General features: G+C 73.6%; 16 protein-coding genes. 4 read left to right on the forward strand and 12 right to left on the reverse strand.

Features of this window, described 5'->3' with window-relative positions; translation table 11 throughout:
• The 10 genes from BKI49_RS03120 to fabG form a co-directional block, all read right to left on the reverse strand.
• Positions 1–3,298 (reverse strand): non-ribosomal peptide synthetase (locus BKI49_RS03120; RefSeq protein WP_095932631.1); only part of this gene is annotated, 3,298 nt, incomplete at its 3' end.
• Between the two features lie 117 nt (positions 3,299–3,415).
• Positions 3,416–4,432, reverse strand: coding sequence for a 2,3-diaminopropionate biosynthesis protein SbnB (gene sbnB, locus BKI49_RS03125; protein WP_095932632.1), 1,017 nt, complete (start codon positions 4,430–4,432; stop codon positions 3,416–3,418).
• Positions 4,426–5,442 (reverse strand): 2,3-diaminopropionate biosynthesis protein SbnA, encoded by a 1,017-nt coding sequence (sbnA, locus tag BKI49_RS03130; RefSeq protein WP_095932633.1) that lies wholly within the window; start codon positions 5,440–5,442, stop codon positions 4,426–4,428. Before sbnA ends, sbnB begins: the two co-directional genes overlap by 7 nt.
• A 160-nt stretch (positions 5,443–5,602) precedes the next feature.
• On the reverse strand, positions 5,603–7,027 hold the full coding sequence (locus BKI49_RS03135; protein WP_179332319.1) for a condensation domain-containing protein: 1,425 nt from the start codon (positions 7,025–7,027) through the stop codon (positions 5,603–5,605).
• 2 nt (positions 7,028–7,029) lie between these two features.
• Complete coding sequence (locus BKI49_RS03140; RefSeq protein WP_095932634.1) at positions 7,030–7,290, reverse strand: acyl carrier protein; 261 nt, start codon at positions 7,288–7,290, stop codon at positions 7,030–7,032.
• A 51-nt stretch (positions 7,291–7,341) separates the two neighbouring features.
• Positions 7,342–8,343 carry a beta-ketoacyl-ACP synthase III gene (locus BKI49_RS03145; protein ID WP_095932635.1) on the reverse strand — a complete coding sequence of 334 codons (1,002 nt, stop codon included), beginning with the start codon at positions 8,341–8,343 and terminating at the stop codon, positions 7,342–7,344.
• 7 nt (positions 8,344–8,350) lie between these two features.
• A complete protein-coding gene (locus tag BKI49_RS03150) occupies positions 8,351–9,361 on the reverse strand; it encodes a TauD/TfdA family dioxygenase (RefSeq protein ID WP_095932636.1) in 1,011 nt (336 codons plus the stop codon).
• 16 nt (positions 9,362–9,377) lie between these two features.
• A complete protein-coding gene (locus BKI49_RS03155; RefSeq protein ID WP_095932637.1) occupies positions 9,378–10,313 on the reverse strand; it encodes a TauD/TfdA family dioxygenase in 936 nt (311 codons plus the stop codon).
• A complete protein-coding gene (locus BKI49_RS03160; protein ID WP_095932638.1) occupies positions 10,310–11,119 on the reverse strand; it encodes a thioesterase II family protein in 810 nt (269 codons plus the stop codon). The genes BKI49_RS03155 and BKI49_RS03160 overlap by 4 nt, the downstream gene beginning before the upstream one ends.
• A complete protein-coding gene (gene fabG / locus BKI49_RS03165; protein WP_095932639.1) occupies positions 11,116–11,868 on the reverse strand; it encodes a 3-oxoacyl-[acyl-carrier-protein] reductase in 753 nt (250 codons plus the stop codon). Before fabG ends, BKI49_RS03160 begins: the two co-directional genes overlap by 4 nt.
• A 201-nt stretch (positions 11,869–12,069) precedes the next feature.
• Here fabG and BKI49_RS03170 point away from each other — a divergent pair, with 201 nt between their 5' ends.
• Entirely contained in the window at positions 12,070–12,834 is a 765-nt protein-coding gene (locus BKI49_RS03170) for a VOC family protein (RefSeq protein ID WP_095932640.1), read from the forward strand.
• 88 nt (positions 12,835–12,922) lie between these two features.
• Here the strand turns inward: BKI49_RS03170 and BKI49_RS03175 are convergent, their stop codons facing one another.
• Together BKI49_RS03175 and BKI49_RS03180 are read right to left on the reverse strand one after the other, a co-directional pair.
• Positions 12,923–13,573, reverse strand: a complete 651-nt coding sequence (locus tag BKI49_RS03175; RefSeq protein ID WP_095932736.1) for a MarR family winged helix-turn-helix transcriptional regulator — start codon at positions 13,571–13,573, stop codon at positions 12,923–12,925.
• Between the two features lie 383 nt (positions 13,574–13,956).
• Complete coding sequence (locus BKI49_RS03180) at positions 13,957–15,612, reverse strand: FUSC family protein (RefSeq protein WP_095932641.1); 1,656 nt, start codon at positions 15,610–15,612, stop codon at positions 13,957–13,959.
• Positions 15,613–15,790: 178 nt separating this feature from the next.
• Between BKI49_RS03180 and BKI49_RS03185 the strand changes: the two genes are divergently transcribed.
• The 3 genes from BKI49_RS03185 (at position 15,791) to BKI49_RS03195 (ending at position 18,328) form a co-directional block, all read left to right on the forward strand.
• Positions 15,791–16,342 carry a DUF5134 domain-containing protein gene (locus BKI49_RS03185; RefSeq protein ID WP_095932642.1) on the forward strand — a complete coding sequence of 184 codons (552 nt, stop codon included), beginning with the start codon at positions 15,791–15,793 and terminating at the stop codon, positions 16,340–16,342.
• A 150-nt stretch (positions 16,343–16,492) separates the two neighbouring features.
• The gene (locus tag BKI49_RS03190; protein WP_095932643.1) at positions 16,493–17,428 is read left to right on the forward strand and encodes a M56 family metallopeptidase; all 936 of its coding nucleotides are present in this window, start codon (positions 16,493–16,495) and stop codon (positions 17,426–17,428) included.
• Positions 17,429–17,614: 186 nt separating this feature from the next.
• On the forward strand, positions 17,615–18,328 hold the full coding sequence (locus BKI49_RS03195) for a phosphatase PAP2 family protein (protein WP_095932644.1): 714 nt from the start codon (positions 17,615–17,617) through the stop codon (positions 18,326–18,328).
• Positions 18,329–18,343: the final 15 nt, after the last annotated feature.

Raw genomic sequence — 18,343 nt, forward strand, 5'->3', positions numbered from 1 at the left:
CACCCACACCAACACCGGCACCACGCAAAGCCTGCGCCAGACGATTCGCCCGACGATCCAGCTCACCGAACGTCAACGACCGACCCACCGCCTCCACCGCCACCACACCCGGCGACTCCACCCCACGCACAGCGACCAACTCCGGCACCGACAACCCCGGCACCGCGACCCCCGTGTCGTTCCACGCCTTCAGCAGTCGCCGTTCCTGGACGGAGCTGATGTCGACGGCGGACAGGGCTGTGTCCGCGTCGGCGGCCACGGCTTCGAGGAGCTGGACGAAGTGGTGGGCCAGACGCTCGACCGTCTCGCGGTCGAAGAGCGAGGTGGCGTATTCGAAGGCTCCGATCAGCGAGCCGTCGTGCTGTCGCCAGACGAAGAGGGTGAGGTCGGTCTTGGCGACACGCCAGGCGCCCTGGAAGGCGTCCATCAGGACGTCGTCGGCGGCGACCGAGGTCGCTCCTTCGTCCTGGAGGTCGAAGGCGACCTGGTAGAGCGGGGTGCGTGAGAGGTCGCGGGTGGGCTGGAGCTCGTCCACGAGGCGTTCGAAGGGCAGCTCCTGATGGGCGAATCCGGCCATCACGGTGGCACGGACGCGCTGGAGCAGCTGGGCGAACGTGGGGTCGCCGGTCAGGTCGCAGCGCATCACGAGCGAGTTGAGGAAGAAGCCGACCGTGTCCTGGGTCTCCGGGCGGGTCCGGCCGGTGACCGGGCTGCCGATGCCGAAGTCGTCCTGTCCGCTGTAGCGGCCGAGCAGTGCGCCGAAGGCCGCGAGCAGGGTGACGTACGGGGTCGCGCCGTGTCGGCGTCCGATGCCGGTGAGGGTGTCGGCGAGGGAGGCCGGCACGGAGAACCTGACGCCGGAGCCGTGCGCGTCGCGCCGGGCGGGCCGGGGCCGGTCGGTGGGGAGCCTGAGTTCGGGCAGCCCCGCGAGGGCCTGCTTCCAGTGGTCGAGTTCGCGCGTCGAGGCGACCTCGGCGGCGTGGGACGCCTGCCAGGCCGCGAAGTCGGCGTACTGTACCTGGAGTTCGCCGAGCTCGGGAGGACGGCCCTCGGTGGCTGCGGCGCACAGTTCGCGCAGTTCGCGGTCGAGCAGGACGGTCGACCAGCCGTCGGTGGCGATGTGATGGGCCGTCACCAGCAGGACCGGGCCGCCCTTCGGCACGCGGACCATCAGGGCGCGCCACAGCGGGCCCTCCGCGAGGTCGAAGCCGCGGGCGAACTGCTCCGCGAACAGGCCCTCCAGGTCGGCCTCCGAGGCGTCCTCGACACGCAGTTCGACGGTGCCCGGCGCGGCGATCACCTGGCGGGGTTCCTCGCCCCGGACCACGTACCGGGTGCGCAGGGACTCGTGGCGGGCCTCCAGCGCGTCGAGGGCGGACTGCACGACGTCGCGCGTCGTGCCGGCGGGCAGCCGCAGGAAGAACGGGGCCACCCATTCGGGGCTGCCCGGGTGCATGCGGTCCAGGAACCACAGCCGGTGCTGGCCGAAGGACAGCGGCAGCGGCGCGTCGCGGCCGACGGGCGTCACACCGGGGACGGCGGGCCGCGCGTCCTCCAGCAGCCTCGCCTGCGCCTCGACGGTGAACGCGCCGAAGAGGCCGCGCAGCTGGATGTCGTCGCCGGATGCCCTGCGCAGCGCGTCGGCCAGCCGGGTCAGGACCAGGGAGGAGCCGCCGAGCGAGAAGAAGTCGTCGTGGGCGCCGACCCGTTCGACCTGGAGGAGTTGTTCCCACACCTGCGCCACGAGACGCTCGGCGGGGGTACGGGGGGCGACGTGCTCGGCGGAGTCCTTGGCCGGCTCCAGGGCCGGGTCGGGCAGGGCGGCGCGGTCCACCTTGCCGCTGCTGGTGAGCGGGAAGGCGTCCAGCGGCACGAACAGCGAGGGGATCATCGGTTCGGGCAGCCTGCCGCGCAGGAAGGTGCGCAGTTCGTCGCGTGGGATGCGGCGGGCCGTGGTCAGGTAGGCGACGAGCCGCTTGCCGTCGCCCAGGGTGCGGGCGTCGACGACGGCTCCGCGGACGTCGGGGTGGGCGTTCAGTGCGGCCTCGACCTCGGCGGGTTCGATGCGGACGCCGTTGACCTTGACCTGGTGGTCGGCGCGGCCGAGGAAGTCCAGGGCGCCGTCGGACCGCCAGCGCACCAGGTCGCCGGTGCGGTACATGCGGCTGCCGGCGGGGCCGTGCGGGTCGGGCAGGAAACGCTCGGCGGTCTGCGCGGGCCGGCCCGCGTAGCCGCGCGCCGTGCCGTCGCCGGCGGCGTACAGTTCGCCCACGACCCCGACGGGCACCGGGTCGAACTCGGCGTCGAGGACGTACACCCTCATGTGGTCCAGGGGCCGCCCGATGGGGACGGCCTCGGCGTGCCGCTCCGGGTCGTAGAGCTGCGCGGTGACGTCGATGGAGCACTCGGTGGGGCCGTAGGTGTTCCAGACGCGGGCGGCGCCCGGTTCGGCGAGCGCCCGGCACAGTTCGCCGTCGAGGGGTTCGCCCGCCGAGCACACCAGTCGCAGATCGGCGCAGTCCGTCCAGCGCGGCTCGGCGACGAGCAGCCGCAGCACCGACGGCACGCCCTGGAGGACGGTGATGTGCTCGTCGGCGACCGTCGCCACGAGCAGGGCGGGGTCGGCCTCGGCGCCGGGCGGTGCCATGACGACGGTGGCGCCCGCGGCGAGCGGCGTGAACAGTTCCCAGCCGGCGGCGTCGAAGGTGAGGACGGTCTTCTGGAGCACGCGGTCCGTGCTGGTCACTCCCTGGTTGTCGAGGGACCAGGCGATCCGGCCGGCGATGCCGCCGTGCTGCACGAGGACGCCCTTGGGACGTCCGGTCGAGCCGGAGGTGTAGGTGAGGTAGGCGGCGTGGTCGGCGGTGACCTCGGTCTCGGGTGCCGTGTCGGGCAGTGCGGCCAGGGCGTCGGACTCCCGGTCGAGGTCCACGACTCCGCCGGGCAGGAGCTCCGCGAAGGTGTCGGCGTCGGTCCCGCTCGTCAGCACCGTGCGCGCACCGCTGTCCGCGACGACCCAGGCCGTGCGCTCCTGCGGGTGCCCCGTGTCCAACGGTAGGTAGGCGGCGCCCGCCTTCCACACGCCGAGCAGGGCGGCGACGAGGTCGTGGCCGCGCGGCAGGCAGACGACGACCCGGTCCTCGGCGCCGACGCCGCGGGACGCGAGGAGCCGCGCGATCCGGTTGGCGCGCCGGTCGAGCGCTTCGTAGCTCAGTGGCCCCTGGGCGCCGTCGACCGCGACGGCGAGCGGAGTCGACACGGCCTGGTGGGCGATGAGTCGGTGCAGCGGGACTGTCATCTCTTCTCTTCTCCAGGGAAGTGAGCGCGTGCGGCGGTGCGACGGCCCTCGGCGGCGCCGCCGCTGGTCCGGCGGCTCGCGGCGGCGCGGTCGGCGGTGTGCGGGAGGGCGGGTGGCCTACGCGGCGGGCGGCGGCAGGAAGTCCGTGACGTCGGTGCCGAGTCCGCCGGCGCGGGCCCGGTCCCGTACGAAGCGGGCGAGCGCGAGGTCGAGGACCCCGAGCCCGAACGGCGAGTACACGAGCCGTCTGCCGGGCCGCGGGTCGAGCGTCGCGGTGCCGCGCAGCAGAGCGCCGATGCTCGCGTCGATGAAGTCCCGTCCGCCGGAGGCGAGTTCGGCGAGGTGGACCGAGGTGTTCTCGCGGCACACGTGGTCGGGGTCGTCGACGACGTTGTGGGAGTCGAGGACGGCCGGGACGGTGATGTCGCGCAGCGAGAGGTGCAGCACCACGGTGCCGGGCGGGCAGGCGTCGAGGGAGGTGTGCGGGGTCGCGGCGGTGGTGGCGATGGACACCAGGTCGTGGGCGGCCAGGGCCTCGTCGAGGGTGTCGCAGTGGCGGACGCCGGCCGACGGGAGCAGCCGCGCGTTGTCCAGGGTGAACCGCCGGGCGCGCTCGGGGTCGGTGTCGTACACGGTGAGCCGGTCGAGGCCCGGGTGTTCGGCGGCGAGGAAGCGGAGCACCTCGCGGTTGATGACGCCGCATCCGATGAGCGTGATACCGGAGGGCCTGCGGCCGGAGAGCAGTACGCGCGCGCCCACCGCGGCGGACGCGGCGGTGCGCCGGGCGGAGATCAGGGAGCCCTCGATGAGCGCCTCGGGCTGTCCGTTGCGCAGCGAGTTGAGCAGGATCGCCGCGCTGGCGCGCTGCACCCCCGAGGCGATGTTGCCGGGGAAGGAGGCGATCCACTTCATTCCGGCGATGTCGTCGTCGCCGGTTTCGGTGCTGCCGCCGAGATAGGCGGGCAGTCCGATGATGCGGTCCCTGGGGCGGTCGGGGAAGCGGAGGAAGACCGAGTGCGGCAGGCTGGTGCGGCCCTCGTCGTGGCGCCGGTAGGCCTCGGCGACGAGGTCGACGACCTCCTTCTCGCGGCCTTCGAGGAGGCCCGCTACCGTCTGGTGGCCGATGATCAGCATGTTCCCACCGCCATGGTGTGCTCCGGTTCCTTCCACAGGTGGCTCACTTCGCCGAAGTGGCGGAGCACCCATCCGTCGTCGTAGATCGTGTCGAGGTAGCGGTCGCCGCGGTCCGGGAAGACCAGCACGCAGGTGCTGCCGGCGGGGATGCGGTCGGCGTACCGGCCCAGGGCGGCGGTGACGGCGCCGGACGAGCCGCCCGCGAGGATGGCCTCGCGCTGGGTCAGGGTCCGGCAGCCGACCACGCAGTCGAGGTCCGAGACGAGCACCACTTCGTCGGCGCGTGCCGGATCGAAGAGGGCCGGGCGGACGGCCGCGCCGTGCCCGGGGAGCAGCCTGGGTCCGGCCGGGCCGCCGAACAGCACGCTGCCGAGGGCGTCGACGCCGACCAGCGTCGTGGACAGACCGTGGTCACGGATGTAGTCGGCGCAGCCGGTGAGGGTGCCGCCGGTTCCGGTGGCGCAGAACAGGTAGTCGACCCGGCCGTCCAACGCCTCGGCGATCTCCCGCATGGTCCGGGTGTGGGCCCGCGGGTTGAGCGGGTTGGCGTACTGGTTGGGCCAGTACGCGCCGGGCAGGGCGGCCACCAGTTCGCGGACCCGGGCCAGCCGGGCGGGGAGGTAGGCGCCGGTGTCGGGGTCGGGTTCGGCGACCATGTCGACCGTGACCTGGTAGGCGCGCAGGATCTTCAGGTTCTGCAGGGTGGTCTTGGGGTCGACGACGCAGATGAAGTCGATCCCGTAGTACCGGCAGATCTGGGCGATGCCGATGGCCAGGTTGCCGGAGCTGGACTCCACCACCGTGGAGCGGCCGGGGATGAGTTCGCCGCCTCTGATCCGGCCCAGCAGCATGGACAGCGCGGACCTGTCCTTGACGCTGCCTCCGGGGTTGAACCCTTCGAGCTTGGCGAGGACCCGGGAGGGGAAACGGGGCAGCAGGCCGCCCAGTTCCACCAGATGTGTGTCGCCGACGGCGTCGAGGATGCCGTCGAGCACCGGTCGTGGCGTCATGGACGCGGACTCCTGCCGGATTCGTGGGCGGTCGCGGGATGTGCCTGCGTGGCGGTCACGGGGCTCGGCGCCGTGGCCGCCGCGGGACGCCCGGCCCCGGCGGTCGCGGGGCGCGGAGACATGACGGTCACGGCGGTGGCGGGGCGCCGGGCCATGACGGTCACGGCGTGCCGCCGGAGCCCGCGCCGCCCAGGGCGAGCAGGGCCCGGCGCTCGGCGTCGTCGGTCAGCGGGATGCGGGAGACGCGCTGGTCGGGGTCGTCCGCCGCCGCCTCGACGAAGCGCAGGAAGACGTCGAACAGCCGCTCCACCGTGGCCCGTTCGAAGAGGTCGGTGTCGTAGCGCAGGGCCATCGTCAGCCCGTAGACATCACGGGTGATCTCCAGCGAGAGGTCGCACTGGCCTTCAAGGTGCGGGATCTCCAGGTACGTCGTCTCGATGCCCGCCACGGTCATCGGCTCGCCGGAGGCGGCGCCGCCCATGCCCGGTCCGAACCGGTCGGTGGCGACCATCGTCACCGAGATCCGGTAGAGCGGGCCCGTGGTGCCGGCGTCGCGGGCGACGAGCGGGTACGGGTAGGAGACGCGTGCGGTGGCCTGCCGGACCCGGTCGGCGGCCTGGGTCATGGCGTCCGCGAGGGTGGTGTCGCGGCCGAATCGGCCCCGGATGAGGACCGGGTTGACGAAGTAGCCGACGACCTGGGCCGCGGAGGAGCGGCGGGTCGACGCCGGGCAGGCGAGGAGGAAGTCCCGCTGGCCGCCCCAGCGGTGGAGCAGCGACTGGAAGGCGCCGAGCGTGAGGGCGAACGGGGAGACTCCGCGCTGCGCGGCGGTGCGCAGCACCTTGTCGGAGAGCCGGTCGGGCAGCCGGCGCAGCAGGCTCGCGCCGGTCTGTGAGGACACGGCGGGGCGGGGCCGGTCGGTGGGCAGTTCGGCGGCCTGCGCGCCGGCGGCCTCCTCCTGCCAGAACTCGGCCTGCCGCTTGCCGCGCGAGGAGTCGAGGAGCATCTGCTCGCGCTCGACGAAGTCGTCGTAGGCGACGGGCAGCGGTTCCCAGCCGGGATCGTCGTGGCCGGTCGCGAACGCCTCGTAGGCCTGGAGCAGGTCGCGCCACAGCAGCCACTGGGAGAAGGCGTCGGTGGCGATGTGGTGGGTGACGACGAGGGCGACGGCGTCGTGGCGGCGGCGCAGCAGGACAGCCCGGAAGGGGCCTTCGGTGTCGAGGCGGAAGGGGCGGCGGACCTCCGCCCGCACCAGTGCGTCGAGCTCCTCGTCCGTCGCGTCCGGCACCTCTTGGGCCGTCAGTTCACCGAGCGTGCCGACCGCTTCGACGACGCGGCAGGGCTGTCCGTCGGTCTCGGTGTAGCGCGAGCGGAGCATCGCATGACGGTCCGTCAGGGCGCGTACGGCGCGGGCGAGGATCTCCGGGTCCGGCGCGGGCGTCATGCGGGCCCCGCCGGCGAGGTTGTACGTCGCGCTGTCGGGGGCCAGGCGCTGGAGGAGCCACAGCCCCTCCTGGCCCACCGACAGCGGCAGCGGTGTGTCGAGGACGGTGTCCACCGTCGGCCCCCCGTGGTGGCGTTCCACCGTCAGACCTCGGCCTTCGCGGTCGCGAGGAAGGCGACGACGTCCCGCACGCGCAGCAGTTCGGCGACCGTCTCGTCGGGCACGGACAGGCGGTAGGTCTTCTCCACGGCGGCCAGCAGGTCGACCCGGGTGAGCGAGTCCATGCCGAGCTCCTCGAAGCTGGAGTCCGCGTCGATGTCGCCCTCCAGGTCGAGGGCGGTGCGCTGGACCAGGGCGATGACCTCGGCGGTCAGGGCGTCGGTGGTCGTCTCGTGCGTCGTCATGTGTGGATCCGTCTCTTGAGTGGTGAGCTGGGAAGGGTGGCGGTGCCCTGGTCAGGGCATGCGGACGACCTGTCCGGCGTAGGTGAGGCCGGCGCCGAAGCCGAGCAGCAGCACGTGGTCGCCGGGCGTGGAGCGGCCGCTGTCGTGGAGGCGGCTGAGTGCGAGGGGCACCGAGGCGGCGGAGGTGTTGCCGGTGTCGACGACGTCGTTGACGACGCGCTCGGGCGGCAGTTCCAGCTCCCGGGTGAGGGTCTTGATGATGCGGTTGTTGGCCTGGTGCGGCACGAACCAGTCGATGTCCCGCATGGTGATTCCGGCGGCGGCGCAGGCCCGGTGCGCGACGTCCGGCATGGTGGCCGTGGACCACTTGTAGACGAGCGGGCCGTTCATGGCGACGTACTCGCGTCCGTCGGGCCTCTCGGTGAGGCCGAGGACGTTGTGCCGGGCGCCGTCGCTGCCCCATACGGCGGGGCCGATCCCGGTGTGCTCGGAGCGCGAGACCACGGCGGCGCCGGCTCCGTCGCCGAAGATGACGAAGGTGTCGGGGTCGTCCGGGTCGATCCAGTCGCTGGTGCGCTCGGCGCCGACCACGAGGACGTGCCGTGCCTCGCCGAGCCGTACGGCGCCGGAGGCCATGGCCATCGAGTAGGTGAAGCCCGCGCACACCGCGTTGAGGTCGTACGCGCCCGAGTTGGGCAGGCCGATGCGGCTGGCGACCTCCGGTGCGATGCCCGGCATGCGGCGCTTACGGGTCGCGGTGGCCACGATGGTGAGGTCCACCTCGGTGGGGTCGATGTCGGCCATCACCAGGGCCTTCTCGCCGGCGGCGACGGACATGGTGACCAGGTCCTCGGCCTCGCTCGCGTGGTGCCGGGTCCTGATGCCGGTGCGCTGTTCGATCCACTGCGGGGAGACGGTGGTGCGCGGGGACAGTTCCTCGTTGGACAGCAGCTTCGCCGGCCGGTAGGCGGCGATGCCGGTGATGCGGGATCCGTGGGTCGGCGGGGTCAGATAGGTCTCCAACGGAGCTCCCGCTGCCTCGGGTTGTGCCATGACGTCCTCAACTCCTCCCGTCCGACGGGGCGCCGGACGGCTCGGCCATGGCCACGGCGATCCGCCGGGGCCCGGTGAACGGCTCGCGCGCGTGCGCGGTGAGCATGTTGTCGACGATCAGCACGTCGTCGCGCTGCCAGTCGAAGCGGACGGAGTTGGCCCGGTAGACGGAACGCAGATGGTCCGTCACGGCGTCCGGGATGGCTCCGCCGTCGCCGTAGTACGTGTTGGTGGGCAGGTCCTCGTCGGGGAAGATCGCCCGCAGGCCCGCTCCGACCTCCTCGGCCACGGTGGTGACGTGGAAGAAGGTGGCGTGGTTGAACCAGACGCGCTCGCCGGTGGAGGGGTGGCGGTGCACGGCCGCACGGGCGGCGGTGGTGCGCAGCCCTCCGTCGGGCCGCCATTCGGCGACGATGTCGCGCTCCGCGCAGTAGGCGGTCACCGCGTCCCGGTCCGCGGTGGCGAACGCCTCCTGCCAGGGCACTCCGAAACCGGTGTGGAAGTTGCGCACCACCTGCCAGCCGCGCCGCTCGAACTCCTCGCGCACATCGGGGTCGAGGGCGGCGAGCACGCGCCGTGTGTCGGCGAGCGGGGTGGCGCCCTGGGTGGTGGGCGGTTCGGCGCAGTGGAAGTAGAGGGTGCCGGGCCACACGGCCTGGTAGGAGTTCTCGTTGTGCAGGAAGATCTCCTCGGCCGCCGGGTAGTCGGTCGAGGTGTAGACCTGGCCCTTGATGGTGGAGCGGGGCGAGGAGCGCTCGGCGTAGGCCAGTGGCGGGGTGCCGGAGAAGGCACGGACCACGGCGTCGAAGCCGTCGACCCCGCCGATGGCGTAGCCGCGCAGCAGGACGGCTCCCTGTCGTGCGAGGCAGCGGCGGAGCTCGTCGCGGTGCGTGTCGATGTCGGCGAGGACGGCGGCGTCCTCGGTGCGGGCCCGGTGCAGATGGGGCGCCGTGCCGGTGCCGGCCCAGCCGGGCAGTACGCCGGTTCCGGTGCGGGTCACGTCGTGGGTGCTGGTCATGTCGTCCGTTCCCGGTTCAGTCGGACATCGCGACGAGGACGCGGCGGTCACCGGTGAACGGCCGTCGCCCGTGGGCCAGCAGCACGTTGTCGATGAGGAGCAGGTCACCGCGGATCCAGTCGACGTCGACGGCGGCCTCCAGACCCCGGTCCCGGATCTGGGTGACGTACTCGGCGGGGATGGCGCCGCCGTCGGCGAACTTCACCATCTGCGGCAGCTCGTCCTCGGGGAGGATCGCGGCGAGTTCGGCGGCGGTGTCGTCGCCGAGCCCGGCCGGGTGCCACTGGTCGGCCTGGTTGAACCAGACCTCGGCGCCGCTGACCGGGTGCCGGGTGGTGGAGGGGCGGACCGATTCGACGCGCAGGCTGCCGTCGCGCCGCCAGGTCCACTCGGCGCCGGTGCCGGTGAGGAACTCCTCGACGTCGCCGCGTTCCTTGGTCTCGAAGGTGTCCTGCCAGCTCTTGCCGAGGCCGTACCCGTCGTGCAGGTTCTGCACGTAACGCACGCCGCCCGCGAAGGCCTCACGCACCTCGTCGTCGAGCGCGGCCAGCCAGCTGGCGGCGTCGGTGACGGGTGTCGCGCCACCGCCGCCGGGGGTCACCTCGCAGTAGAAGGCGAGCCGGGTCGGCCAGGCGTGCGCGTAACTCATCTCGTTGTGCATCGAGATGGTGTACTCCTGCGGGTACTCCGTGGAGGTGTACACGTTGCCGCCGACCTTGGTGCGCGGCGAGTTGCCGTGGACGTAGGCGAGCCGGTGCGGCAGCAGCCGGTCGAGCGCCGTGTCGAGCGTGTCGGGCGTGATGCCGAACCCGCGGAAGACCAGGGCCTTCTCGCGGACGAGGAGTTCGTCCAGGCCGGGGTCCAGGGTGTCGAGGCGGCTGAGCAGTTCGCCGGCACCGCCACCGTCCTCGGCCTTGATCTCCAGCGGTGCCCAGGTCTCGGTGTGGGTCATGGAGCTGTCCTCGCAGTCGTGACGGCCGGTTGCGCGGCCTGCATGGCGGTTGCGGTGGTCGCCCCGGTCGGCCGGGCGAGCCGGGCGGCGATGTCCGCGGTCAGCTCGGCCTCCCGCGGGGCGAGATAGAAGTGGTCGCCGGGGAACGACCGCAGGTCGAAGCCACCCGTGGTCAACTCGGCCCAGGCCGAGACGCGTTCGACGTCGCAGCCGGGGTCGGCGGCACCGGCGTACGCGGTGAACGGTGCGCGCAGCACGGGCGGGTTCAGGGGCGCGTACGTCTCGATGAGCCGGTAGTCGCTGCGCAGCACGGGCAGCAGCAGTTCGCGCAGTTCCGGTACGCCGTAGGGGTCGCCGCCGAGACTGCCCAGGCGCCGCACGGAGGCCAGCAGCACCTCGTCGGCGGCCCGGTGCAGCATGGTGCGGGTCGCGCGGTGCGGGGCGTTGCGCGCGGACAGGAACACCTGGACGGGGCCCGGGCCGGTCGCTTCGAGGCGGGCCGCGACCTCGTAGGCCACGGCGGCGCCCATGCTGTGCCCGAACAGCGCGAGCGGGACGTCCCGGTAGACGTCCAGGGCCAGGGCGACCTCGTCGGCGAGCTCGTCCATGGACTCGACGCACGGCTCGGTCATCCGCTCCTGGCGTCCGGGGTAGCGCACGGCGAGCACCTCGACGTCGCCGGGCAGCCGGCCCGGCCAGCCGTGGAAGAGCTGTGCGTTGCCGCCCGCGTGCGGGAGGCACACCAGCCGCACCCGGGGCGGGCGGGCCGCGGGATAGCGGCGGAACCACAGGCCGTCGCCGGTCACAGCGCCATGCCCCCGTCGACGCGGAGCACCTGGCCGGTGATGTACGCGGACTGCGGGGAGACCAGGAAGGAGGCGAGCGAGGCGACCTCGTCGGCCTGTCCGAAGCGGCCGAGCGGGATACGGGTCAGGGCTCCCTCGACGACGCTCTCGGGCAGGTCGGCGACCATCTCGGTCTCGATGAACCCAGGGGCGATGGCGTTGGCCCGGATCCCGTAGCGCCCGGCCTCCTTGGCCAGCGACTGGGTGAGGCCGACGATGCCCGCCTTGGAAGCCGCGTAGTTGGCCTGGCCCGCGTTGCCGGCGACTCCGGCGACCGAGGAGAGGGTGACGACGGCTCCCGCCCGCTCACGGATCATCGGACGGATCACGCAGCGCAGCAGGTGGTAGGTGCCGTTCAGGTTGGTGCCGACGACGGAGTGCCAGTCCTCGTCCCCCATGAGGGCGAGCGGCCGGTCGCGGGTGATGCCCGCGGACGTCACGACGGCGTCCGGTGTGCCGAGCTCGTCCTCCACGGCCGTCACGAACTGCTGCACGTCCTCCCGGACCCCCACGTCCACACGCCGGGTCAGCGCCCGACTCCCCCTGTCCTCGATCTCCTTCCGCACGAGCTGCGCCGCCGCCTCGTCCGACCGGTAGCAGATCGCGACGTCGAAGCCGTCCTGCGCCAGTCGCACGGCGACGGCACGGCCGATGCCCCGCGATCCACCGGTCACGACCGCCACCCGAGCCGCGCTGCCGTCCCGCCCCATGTCCGAGCCCCCTCATCCGTTCGAATGAGTCGAGCGTGGGTTCGGTCGCTATATGGGGCCTATACGGTGTCCAGCACGGCCCGCGAGCGGCCGGTGGGGAGGTCCGGGCGGCGCCCGGTGGCCGGGGTCCCGGTGCGGGCATAGCGTGCTGAAGGGGTCTCGCTGGGGAAGGACCGCCATGGGCGCTGCGGAAGGAACCTCATGAAGCTGGACGGGCCGGTGACGGGTGGTCCCTGCTGGACCGAGCTGGGAACCAGCGATCTGGAGGGGGCCAAGCGCTTCTACGCCGACCTGTTCGGATGGCGGCCGGAGACGGACCCGCGCCAGGAGGCGGGCGGTTACACCGTCGCGCACCTGGGCGACGCCGCGGTGGCGGCGATCTCGCCCCGGTACCAGGAGTCCCAGCCCGTCGCCTGGAACGTGTCCTTCGCCGTGGCGGACGCGGATGCGGCCGCCGAGGCGGTGCGAGCGGCGGGCGGCACGATCGTCCTCGGGCCGATGGACGTGTTCGACGTGGGCCGTTTCGCCGTCGCGGTCGATCCCGGCGGTGCCTTCTTCCAGCTGTGGCAGGCACGTGCCTTCCCCGGCGCGGGACTGTTCAACGCACCGGGCGCGCTGGGCTGGGTCGAGCTGCTGACCCGCGCCCCGGGGCCGGTCACGGACTTCTACACGCGGGTCTTCGGCTGGACCGTGAACCCCTCGGACCAGTACACGCAATGGGGCATCGACGGCGACGACTTCGGCGGCATGCTGACGCTGGACGAGAAGTTCCCGCCGGAGGTGCCCTCGCACTGGCTGCCGTACTTCGCCGTCGAGGACGTGGACACAACGGCGCACGCGGCCGTGGCGGCGGGCGGCAGCATGCTGATGGAGCCCACGACGGTGCCGGAGGGCCCGCGCATCGCGGTGCTGAAGGACCCGCAGGGGGCGCCGTTCGGAATCCACGCGGCTGGCGAGGAAGGCTGACGGCGGGGCCACCGCGACCGGACGGTCCGGGGGTGGCTCCCGCTCCCCGGAGGGAGGGCACGGCTCCCGCTCTCTCCCCCGGACGGCTTCAGGCCCGCGGCAGCCCGAGCCGGCCCTCCAACTGGCCGAGCAACTCGCCCAGCAGTCCGGCCAGTTCGCGTCGATGATCGGGGTCGACGCCGGACAGGACCGAGGTCTCGTAGGCCAGTTGCTCGGGCAGGATGCCGTCGACGAGATCGCGCCCCGCGTCGGTCAGCCGTACATGTGCGACCCGGCGGTCACGGGTGTCCCCCCGGCGCTCGACCAGCCCGCGTTCGGTGAGCTGCTTGAGCCGCTTGGTGACGGCGGCGCCCGAGGAGAACGTCTCGCGGGCGATCTCGCTGGGGGTGAGTTCGTGTCCGGTGCGCCGCAGGGTTCCGAGGACGTCGAACTCGGGGCGGGTGAGCCCGGCCCGGCGCAGCGGCGCGTCCTCGGCCTGCTGGAGGAGCGCGGCACAGCGATTGACGCGGCCGATCACCTCCATGGGCCCGGTGTCGAGGTCGGGGCGCACGGTCTGCCACTGCCGGACGACGGCCGCGACGGTGTCGGCGGGGGCGCCTGTGGGGGTGCCCGTCGGGGTTCCCCTCTCCGAGGGGGCGTCCGTGGAGGTTCCGCTCCCGGAGGGGGCACCCGTGGAGGTCTCGCTTCCGGAGAGGGCGTCCTCACGGGCGGGACCGCCGCCGGAGGCCCGTGCCGCCACGGCCCGCGCGCCGGGGGCGGCCTCCTCGCCCGCCGGACCGGCGGAACCGGCGGAACCGGCAGGACCGGCGGAACCGGCAGGACCGGCGGAACCGGCAGGACCGGCGGGACCGGCGGGACCGTCCAACCTCTCCCGGTGCTCCCCGCGCTCCCGGTGCTCCCCGCGCTCCTGTTGCTCCCGGCGCTCCTCGCTCCCCCCGTGACCGACGGGCGCCGTCGCGGCGAGGCGGTCGCTCCCGGCACCCGCGGACCCGGCGGGCGCGTCCGCGCCGTCCTCCCGGCCGACGGGCACTCCCCCGGCGGCCCCCGGCTCGGCGGGTACGGCCTCCGAGTGGCCCCTCCCCCCGGGAGTGCCCTCCGCGTGCGCCCGCCCGTCCGCTGTCGTCATGCCTGTGCGCCCTCCAAGCAGTGCAGTCCCTGCCGTCGTACCGTCGCCGCGAGCGTACGGTGTCCGCGCTGCTCGGCCCGCACGACCCGCTCCTCCGGCAGGGCGCGCTGCCACCATTCGCCCGCCGCGGCGTCCGCGGCGGCGCGCAGGGCGACCACGGCGGCGGACAGATCCCGTCGGGCCGACTCCAGGGCACCGGGCCCGGGATGTTCCGCGGCCAGCAGCGCGGCGGCGCGCTCACGGGCGCCCTCGACGGCGACGAGCGCCTGCTCGATGCGGTCGCCGGCCCTGCGGTTCGTCACCGCGATCGCGGCGACGAAGCCGACCAGCGCACCCACGAGAGTGTCCACGACACGGTCGGTGATCAGCTCGCCGGGCTGCTGGACCCGCGCGAACTCGGTGATCAGCAGGGCCATCGGGGTCACGCAGATGCTGCCGAGCCAGTAGTTGCGGCCGATCAGCGCCTCGGCGCCGAAGTTGAGGGCGAGGCAGCACAGCACGAGGGCCGCGCGGCCGAGGTGGGCGAGGGGGGCGATCGCCGCGAAGGCGAGCACGCCGACGAGGTTGCCGACGACGCGCTGCACGCCCCTGTTCCAGGTCAGGGTGACGTTGGCCTGGTAGAGCGAGGCAGCGGTCACCAGTGCCCAGTAGGGGCGGCCGACGCCGAGGGCGAGCGAGACGTACCCGGCGAGCGCGCAGCCGAGCGCGGTGCGCAGGGCGATGGGTGCGAGCGGGCCGAGGCGGCGGAACAGCGGCGGTTCCCCGAAGGTCAGCGCGGCCTCGACACCGAGGAGTTCGTCGGCGGTCCCGGAGAGGTCGCCGGGACGCGGCACGGGGTGGTTGCCGCGCAGGTCGCGGGCCCAGTCGCGCAGCCGCCCGGAGTCCGTGTCGGCGGGCGCGGCCAGTGCGACCTCGGCGCGCACGAGCAGTCGTTCGAGGGAGCGCCGGGGTGCGGAGCGGGCTCCGGTGGACAGCAGGCACTGCCAGGCGCCGTGCACGGCGGCGGCCGCGGCGGCGCGGGCCCGTGCGCCGTCGGCCCCGGCCGCCCTGGCCTCGACGTACGCGGCGGCCGCGTCCAGCGCGTGCGCGGTGGCGCGGCGCTCGGGGCCGTGCGGGCGGACGAGGCCCGGGGCCATGCAGACGATCCAGGCCCACACACCGGCCGCCGCGCCGAGCGCGAGATGGCCGGGCACCTGGCCGAGGGACTGCGGCGCGAACAGGGCCGCCGAGGAGATGAAGGCGAGGACGACGTGTCCGGGCGGCCCGATGCGTGTGGCGTCGCAGAGCACCTTCTGCGCGGCGGCGAGCAGGGCTCCGACGGTGACCAGCACGACGGCGTTCGTGGTGAGCGAGGCCGTGACGAGGGAGACGGCGAGGCCGCCGAGCATGCCGAGCACCACCCAGGCGACGGCGCGGGCCCGCGCCGCATAGGGGCGGTTGTGGGCGTACAGGGCGCACAGCGAGCCGGCCATCGTGTACATGGCGAGGTCGAGGCGGCCGAGCGCCAGGAGCGTCAGGTTGGGCAGGGCGACGGCCACGACGGCGCTCAGCGCGGGCTTGAACCAGATGTCGGACGGTCTGCCGAGACGCAGCACTCCAGCCAGCGGCAGGCGCCGTACGCGGGGGGTCCTGGGGGCGGTCGCACTACTCATGGAAACAATATTAGCAGGTGTTTTACTCGTAAAACATACCCCCCGTCACACCCCTCACCAGCGCACACTCCCGCACGCTCCCCCACGTACACCCTTGCGCTCGCTTGCGCACCGGACGCTCGGGGCATGTCCAGACCGACTGCCCGATGTCCGACATCGGAGAGCGGGGAGGTACAGGGTGCACGGACCGGCTTCGCCCGGCTGGCTGCTCGTCGCGCTGTGCGCGGCAACCGGCGCCTACTGCCTGCTGCGCATGCGCAGCCGTGTCGAGGAACAGCGCCGGACCGCGGGCGGCGAGGCCCTCATGGGCTTCGGCATGGCCGCGATGGCGGTCCCGGCCGCCGTGGCCGCCCCGCCGCGCTGGGCCTGGCTCGTCTACACCGCCGTGTTCGGCGCCGCCGCCGTGCGCGCCCTGTGGACGGCCCGGTCGGACCCGCACCACCTGCACCATCTGATGGGCGCCCTGGCGATGGTCTACATGGCGGTCACGATGGCCGTCTCCCCGGGCCACCACGGTCACCACGGCGGCTCCGGCATCCCCCTGGTCACCGGCGCGCTCCTGCTGTACTTCACCGCGTACGTCCTGCGCTCCGGCGCCCGGCTGCTGCCCCTGGGGAGCGCCACCGCCGGGAGCACGCGCGCCGTCGGCTGGGGCGACCGGCCCGAACTGTCGCGGGCCTGCCGCCTGTCCATGGGGATCGCCATGCTGGCCATGCTGGTCGCCCTCTGAGACCGACTCGTCGGACACGGCTCCCTGGGCGGGCCCGTCGAGCGCGGGACCGGACGCGAGGCGTTAGAGCGCCGTACGAAACCGTGGCGTGCGTCACTTGCCCTCGCGGCCCGTATCCAGCGCCGACACCCCGCTCATAGGCTTCGGGCCATGATGGTCCCCGCGGCACTGTTGCTGCTCGGCGCCGTGGTCGCCGTGGTGGCTCCACGACTGCTCGCACGGGCCGACTGGCCGGACCGTGAACCGGTGGTCGCCCTGTGGGTCTGGCAGTGCGTGGTGGCGGCCGTCCTGCTGTGCTGCGCCCTGTCGATGACGCTCAGCGCGGCCGCCGCGTGGGTGGCGGTGCGGGGCCATGTGTTCGGTCCGGCGCCGCGCTCCGTCGTGGACGCGTACGCGCTGAGCAAGGGCGGCGCGTGGGCCGCGACGACCGCCGTGACACTCGCCTGCGGTGGCGTGTGGACCGGAGCGATGCTGGTCCGGGAGATTCTGCGGGCCCGTGCGCGACGCCGGCAGAGCCGGGCCGAACTGCGCCTGCGCGCCCCGCTGTTGCCCGGCGAGGAGCCGAGCGCCGACCGTCTGGTGGTACTGGAGGGCGAGCGCCCCGACGCCTGGTGGCTGCCCGGCACAGCGCCCCAACTCGTCATCACCACGGCCGCGTTGCGCCGTCTCAAGGGACGACAGCTGGACGCCGTACTCGCCCACGAGCAGGGGCACGCGCGAGCCCGGCACGACTGGCTGCTGCACTCCTCGGCAGCGCTGGCCACCGGCTTCCCCCAGGTGCCGGTGTTCGCCGCCTTCCGCGACGAGATGCACCGGCTCGTCGAACTCGCCGCCGACGACGTGGCCTCGCGCCGCTTCGGCCGCCTCACGATCGCCCTGGCCCTGGTGGAACTCAACGAGGACCGGGGCGTGTTCGGCCCCTGCCCCACCCCGGAGGCGCACGTCCCGCAGCGCGTGAACCGCCTGCTCACTCCCCCCGACCGGCTCACGGCGGCCCGGCGGCTGCGACTGACGGCCGCCGCCGCGCTGGTCCCGGTGGTCCCTGTCCTGGTGGCGTTCGTGCCCGGGCTGCGGGCGCTGGGCTAGGTCCTGTCCGACGCACACCTGCGCCGCCCGGCGGGCAGCCCGGCGGGTTCCTCCTGACAGCCCGGGATCCCCCTCGGTGGTGGGTTCCTTCCGACAGCCCGGGGGCTCCCTCGCACGCCGGGCGCGTCCGGTGCGTCGCGGAGCGGGTGTTGGCCCGGCGCCCCGGGCGTCGGCGAGGATCACTCCATGCACTCCCCGGCAGCCGCCCCTCCCCCCGACGCACCCGACCCTCGTGCCCCAGCCCCGCGCGGCCCACGTCTCCGCGGCGTCGTGCCGGCCGCCGTGATCCTGGCCGTGCTGTCCCTCGCGCTCGTCCTGCTGGTCGCGCTCTCCTGGCACCCGCTGACCTCCCTCGACGGCCACATCGCCCGCACCACGCACACCTGGGCCGTCGACGAGCCCGGCCTCACCCACGTGTTCCGGGTGCTGACGGACTGGGTGTGGGACCCGTGGACGATGCGTGCGGTGTGCGCCGTCGCGGTGATCTGGCTGGTGTGGAAGCACGGGGACTGGTGGCTCGCCCTGTGGGTGGCGGCCGCGTGCGCGCTGGGCACGGCGGTGCAACAGACGCTGAAATGGGCGGTCGGCCGCGAACGCCCGGTCTGGCGGGACCCCGTCGACCGAGCCCACTACGCGGCCTTCCCCTCCGGCCACGCCCTCACGGCCACGGTGGTGTGCGGGCTGCTGCTGTGGCTGCTGTACCGGTACGGCGCGGGACGCGGGCTGCGGCGCACGGCGTCGGCCCTGGCCGTCGTCACCGTCGTGGGCGTCGGCTGGACCCGGATCTGGCTCGGCGTGCACTGGCCCTCCGACGTCCTGGGCGGCTGGCTGATCGGCGCGCTGGTGGTCGTCCTCGCCGTGGCCTCGTACGAGCGATGGCGCGACCCCGGGCACCCTTGACCCCCGTGGAGGCGC

It is taken from the genome of Streptomyces sp. Tue6028 (assembly GCF_002300165.1).
Lineage (GTDB): Bacteria > Actinomycetota > Actinomycetes > Streptomycetales > Streptomycetaceae > Streptomyces > Streptomyces siamensis.

Coding starts and splice junctions, on each gene's coding strand:
- BKI49_RS03155 (WP_095932637.1), bottom strand. CDS start 10,313: ATGACCCACACCGAGACCTGGGCACCGCTGGAGATCAAGGCCGAGGAC.
- BKI49_RS03180 (WP_095932641.1), bottom strand. CDS start 15,612: ATGAGTAGTGCGACCGCCCCCAGGACCCCCCGCGTACGGCGCCTGCCG.
- BKI49_RS03140 (WP_095932634.1), bottom strand. CDS start 7,290: ATGACGACGCACGAGACGACCACCGACGCCCTGACCGCCGAGGTCATC.
- BKI49_RS03145 (WP_095932635.1), bottom strand. CDS start 8,343: ATGGCACAACCCGAGGCAGCGGGAGCTCCGTTGGAGACCTATCTGACC.
- sbnB (WP_095932632.1), bottom strand. CDS start 4,432: ATGCTGATCATCGGCCACCAGACGGTAGCGGGCCTCCTCGAAGGCCGC.
- BKI49_RS03150 (WP_095932636.1), bottom strand. CDS start 9,361: ATGACCAGCACCCACGACGTGACCCGCACCGGAACCGGCGTACTGCCC.
- BKI49_RS03170 (WP_095932640.1), top strand. CDS start 12,070: ATGAAGCTGGACGGGCCGGTGACGGGTGGTCCCTGCTGGACCGAGCTG.
- BKI49_RS03190 (WP_095932643.1), top strand. CDS start 16,493: ATGATGGTCCCCGCGGCACTGTTGCTGCTCGGCGCCGTGGTCGCCGTG.
- sbnA (WP_095932633.1), bottom strand. CDS start 5,442: ATGACGCCACGACCGGTGCTCGACGGCATCCTCGACGCCGTCGGCGAC.
- BKI49_RS03195 (WP_095932644.1), top strand. CDS start 17,615: ATGCACTCCCCGGCAGCCGCCCCTCCCCCCGACGCACCCGACCCTCGT.
- fabG (WP_095932639.1), bottom strand. CDS start 11,868: ATGGGGCGGGACGGCAGCGCGGCTCGGGTGGCGGTCGTGACCGGTGGA.